Origin of the sequence: Bradyrhizobium sp., assembly GCF_030697065.1 — a bacterium.
Lineage (GTDB): Bacteria > Pseudomonadota > Alphaproteobacteria > Rhizobiales > Xanthobacteraceae > Bradyrhizobium.
Window position 1 is genome coordinate 1 of sequence record NZ_JAUYQU010000302.1, and the last position, 4,764, is coordinate 4,764.

Annotated in this window: 5 protein-coding genes; 1 reads left to right on the forward strand and 4 read right to left on the reverse strand. The window is 64.7% G+C overall.

Features of this window, described 5'->3' with window-relative positions:
• The 3 genes from Q8R73_RS24085 to Q8R73_RS24095 all read right to left on the reverse strand — a co-directional run.
• Positions 1–480: DMT family transporter (locus Q8R73_RS24085; RefSeq protein ID WP_305722044.1), on the reverse strand; the 480-nt coding region annotated here is incomplete at its 3' end.
• A gap of 195 nt (positions 481–675) precedes the next feature.
• Positions 676–1,752: an alpha/beta fold hydrolase gene (locus tag Q8R73_RS24090; RefSeq protein WP_305722045.1), complete on the reverse strand. Its 1,077-nt coding sequence runs from the start codon at positions 1,750–1,752 to the stop codon at positions 676–678.
• Positions 1,753–1,880: 128 nt separating this feature from the next.
• Positions 1,881–3,071, reverse strand: coding sequence for a sensor histidine kinase (locus Q8R73_RS24095; protein ID WP_305722046.1), 1,191 nt, complete (start codon positions 3,069–3,071; stop codon positions 1,881–1,883).
• A 354-nt stretch (positions 3,072–3,425) separates the two neighbouring features.
• Here Q8R73_RS24095 and Q8R73_RS24100 point away from each other — a divergent pair, with 354 nt between their 5' ends.
• A complete protein-coding gene (locus Q8R73_RS24100) occupies positions 3,426–4,241 on the forward strand; it encodes a transglutaminase family protein (RefSeq protein WP_305722047.1) in 816 nt (271 codons plus the stop codon).
• Here Q8R73_RS24100 and Q8R73_RS24105 read toward each other — a convergent pair.
• The coding region (locus Q8R73_RS24105) for a spermidine synthase (RefSeq protein ID WP_305722048.1) at positions 4,238–4,764 on the reverse strand (527 nt) is incomplete at its 5' end. The genes Q8R73_RS24100 and Q8R73_RS24105 overlap by 4 nt on opposite strands.

Consider the following 4,764-nt stretch of genomic DNA (forward strand, 5'->3'; position numbering starts at 1 on the left):
CGCCCAGACCGCGACCGCCGCCAGCATCCAGAGATCTCCGGCGCGGAAACCCTGGGCGAGGATGCCGGCGGGATCGCCGCGCGTGATCAGGACACACGCGCCGGCCATCGAGATCAATGCGCCGCCGATTTGCCTGCCGGACGGCAGCCCCAATCCCAGAAACGTCGACCCAAGCAGCGTCGCGATCGGGGTAAGCGACAGAATTAGAAGAGCGCTGGTGACGGTGGTGCTTTGCAGCGCAAGATAGATCAGGATGTGAAACGCCGCGATCCCGGTCGCGCCAAGCGCTGCGATCAGCCGCCATTCCCGGCGCAACACCGGCCAGGCGGCCAGCGTGCTTTGCCAGACAAAGGGCGCGATGATGGCGAGCGCGAGCAGCCAGCGCAGGAAGTTGAGCGCCACCGGGTCTATCGCACCGCGCAATGCGCGGCCGGCGACGAAATTACCCGACCAGAACAGCGCCGCCAGAGCCAGGGACAACGCCGGCGATCGAAGCGCCGCGCAAACCTTAGCAGTATTTCCGTCAGATGATGTCAGAGTCACCGCTGTCGCTGCCATGCTTCACCGCCTTTGTGCGTGGAAGCATGACCCGGCATCCGCCGGCCGTCATGAGGCCGGCGTCCCATGCGGCCCGCCAAACCGCAGGAAATGACGAGGGAGTCTGGGCTGGCAGTCCTATGGCGCTTCGCCGATGCCGGCGTCCCGGGCCAGCACGATGGCCTGGGACCGCGTTCCGACCCCGAGCTTTGAAAAAATACTGGACACCTGGTTGCGCACCGTCTTCTCGCTCTTGCTCAGCGCCGCGGCAATGGCCGCATTGTCGAGCCCCCGCGCGACCAGGGTCAGGACGGCGTACTCGCTCGCGGTCAAGCCGGCCTGGCGCAACGACGGCGACGAGCCGCCGGCGTCCCCGAGGAACGCGCGGAACTCTTGCAGAAACAGCGGCCATGCGGGTTCGCCGGGGAGCAACACGTGATTGCGTCCTTCCAGCGGAACGAAGCGGGCCGACGGTATCAGTCCCGCCAGTTGCCGGCCCTGTTCGAACGGCACCCGGGCGTCATGGCGCGAATGCATCACCAGTGTCGGGACCCGCAGGCTGGCTGCCTCCGCGCTGACGTCGAGCTGATAGAGCTGCTCCACGATGGCCACGGCATTGTCAGGCGATGCCGAGATCCGCTCCAGATCGTTGAACCATTGGTGTTGTTCGGTTGTGCCGTCCGGAATGAACTGCGAGGTGAAAACCTGGCGGAACGCCGGGTTGTCGCGGCCCCAACCGAGCCTGATCAGCTTGACCAGCGTCTCGGCTTCCTCGCGTTCCTGCTCGGTGATGTTCCGGCGCAGCACGCCCTTGCCATAGGCGCCGAAAAGGATCAGGTGCGACACCCGGTCGGGATGACGCGCGGCATAGGCAATGGCGATCGCGCCGCCCTGCGACATTCCGAACAACGGGAAACTCTTCAGGCCTTGCGCCTCGACGACGGCCTCGAGATCCTCGATCCACGCCTCGAAACAGGTCGACGGCGGTGAGCGGTCGGACAATCCGCAGCCGCGCTGGTCGTAGCGGATGTAGGTATGGTCGCGCGACAGCTCATCGAGCCAGTGCGTCCAGACCGGGCTGCGAGCGTCGTGTTCGACATGGCTGAGCCAGTGTGCGGTCCGCAGCAGCGGCGGCCCGCGGCCAATCGAGGCCATCGCGATCTGGGCGCCGTCACGGGACTTGCAGAATCGTATCTGTTGGCCAAATTTCGGCATGGAACCCCTGACGCAAGGTTGCGCCGTCCCATCCTACCAAGGCTGCCTGCGGAATTCGACGGCTACGATTTGTCTTGAATCCCGAGCAAGCAGGCTTCGAGACCGCGGATTCACCCCGTGAGGTGGCGTCAAGCCGCCGCGATCAGCGACCCCAGCGGTACATCCAGCGCATAAACGAATCCGGAAGGAGCGTAGGAAAGCTGCACCTGCCCGTTCAACTGCTGGCCGAGCGACTCCATCATGCGGGTGCCGAAGCTGCGGCGTTCCGCCGGCTTGACCGGCGGGCCGCCCTTTTCGGTCCAGGTCAGGCGGAGCCGCTGCTTTTGCTCGTCGATGGCCCAGGCGATTTCGACGCGGCCGGTCGGAATCGAGAGCGCGCCGAATTTCGTGGTGTTGGTGCAGAGTTCGTTGACCGTCATCGCCAGCGCAATGACGGCCCCCGAGGGAATGCGGATATCGGGCCCGTTGAAGTGGAAGCGACGGGCGCCCTGGCTTTCGAACGGTTCGGTCGCTCCGCTGAGAGTATGGGTGAGACTGGCATTGGACCAGCTGATCTGCATCAGCAGATCGTGAGCGCGTCCGAGCGCGGCCAGGCGGCCCTCCATGGCCTGCTGCCCGTGCTCGGTACTGGGCGCCGCGCGGAAACTCTGCGACGCAATGGCACTGACGGTAGCGAGCGTATTCTTGATGCGATGATGCAGTTCGCCCAGAATCAGCTTCTGCAGCTTGTCGGCGGCCTCGCGCTCCTTGGCGTCGATGCCGGCCTGCGCCAGCAGCATCTTGGCGTCGATGCCGGCCTGTTCGAGCAACACCCGAAGGCTGTCGTTCTCCGCCGACAACACCGCCTCTTGCGCCGAAAGCGGCAATGGCTCGATTGGCGCTGCCACGCGAATGGCCCTGCTCGCAGGCGGGTCGACCGGCTTTGGAACGATCTCCAGGGCACCCCTGCCCACCATCGCCTGCAGTTCGGCAATCATCTGCTGATCAGCCAGCGGCTTGCCGAAGAAGCGGCTGTCGGCCGGCCGCTCAGCCACGGATGGCCTCACCTGGCCGGAGACCAGGATGATCTTGATGTCGGGCCAGCGGTTGTGCACCGTGTGGGCCAGCTTGAGGCCGTCCATGGTGCCGGGCATCTGAATATCCGTGAACAGCAGCGATATGTCCGAGCGGGACTCCAGAATGGCCATCGCCTCGTCGGCATTGACGGCTTCGACAGAGTGGAAGCCGGCATCCTCCACGATATCGACCGCGCGCATGCGCAGCATCATTTCATCCTCGACAATGAGGACGTTCGGAACTTCGGTTGGCTTGTCGGACATGGGCAGCTTTACTCTCGATCAAAGCGGCCGACGAGGGGTCGACCTGAGGAAGAAGCTGCCGGGACGAGGCGTGCATTCTGGACGGCCTTGGCAGGCGGCCTCGCCTGATTGCTGACTGACTACCGGCCATTGCTGCGCCTTTTACGGCCAAAATGCGAGCTAAATGAAAAATCCGCGGAGTGGAACCTTTCGCGACTCCGGCGATTATGACTTCGGCAAAAAGGGCCGTTCCGCCGGCACGGCAACTGCACTTGCCCAAAATTTTCGCCAGGTCGATATCGCGGACAATGCGGCGCCGGCTTCAGCGACAGACCGTGTCGAATTTCAGATAACCATAGCATCGGGGTATGTCGCTTGAAGATCCGCGTCGGGTACGAGATGATTTACGACTTTCCGCAACCCACGCCGATGATCATGGTGCTGGGTGCGCATTTCACGCGGGCGTCCGACGTCATCATTCCAGACTTTCTGACCGTCAATCCGCCGGTCGAGATCACGCCCTATCGCGACGGCTTCGGCAACTGGTGCAGCCGCATCGTGGCACCCGCCGGCCGCGTGCGGCTGGCCGCCGACGGCATGGTACGCGACAGCGGCTCGCCCGACCCGATCGTGCCGTCCGCCGTGCAGCATGCCGTGGAAGATCTGCCGGCGGAGACCCTGGTCTATCTTCTGGGCAGCCGCTATTGTGAAACCGACCGGCTGTCCGACGTGGCCTGGAGGATGTTCGAGAACACGCCGCCGGGCTGGGCACGGGTTCAGGCGATCTGCGATTTCGTTCACAACCACATCAAGTTCGGCTACGAGCACGCCCGCGCCACCAAGACGGCGGCGGATGCATTCGACGAGGGCAAGGGCGTCTGCCGCGACTATGCCCACCTCGCCATCACCTTCTGCCGCTGCATGAATATTCCGGCACGATACTGCACCGGCTATCTCGGCGATATCGGCATGCCGAAGCCCTGGGCCGCCGGAGATTTCGCCGGCTGGTTCGAGGCCTATCTCGGCGGCCACTGGCACACATTCGATCCCCGCAACAACATCCCGCGCATCGGCCGGGTGCTGATCGCGCAGGGCCGCGATGCCTCCGATGTGCCGATCACGCAGACTTTCGGGCCGAACACGCTGGTGAGTTTCAAGGTCTGGACCGACGAAGTTGAAGAGACCGTCTAGGTCTTCCTCGTCGCGAACCAGATCAAATGGCGCGCGCCGCTGCGTTTGGTGGTGGCGCGGACCGCGACTTCGTTGACCTCGAAGTCGGCGTCGCGCAGCCGCCTGGAAAATGCCGGATGCGGCCCCGACGACCAGACCGCGAGTACTCCCCCCGGCTTCAGCGCCCGATGGATCGCCTTCAGCCCCTTGGCATCGTAGAGCCCGTCATTGGCCTTGCGAATCAGCCCCTCCGGGCCATTGTCGACGTCGAGCAGGATGGCGTCGAACGCCTGTGGTTTCGATGCGATCACATCGATGACGTCGGCGCCGAGAACCGTCGCGCGCGGATCGTCGAGGCTGTCGCCGAAGATTTCGGCCATCGGCCCGCGCGCCCAGTCGATCACGGCGGGCACCAGTTCGACCACCGTGATCCGCGCTGCCGGCCCCAGCACCGCGAGCGCGGCGCGCAGCGTGAAGCCCATGCCCAGCCCACCGATCAGCAGATGCGGCGACTCGACCGCCTCCAGCCTTCGGCAGGCCAGCG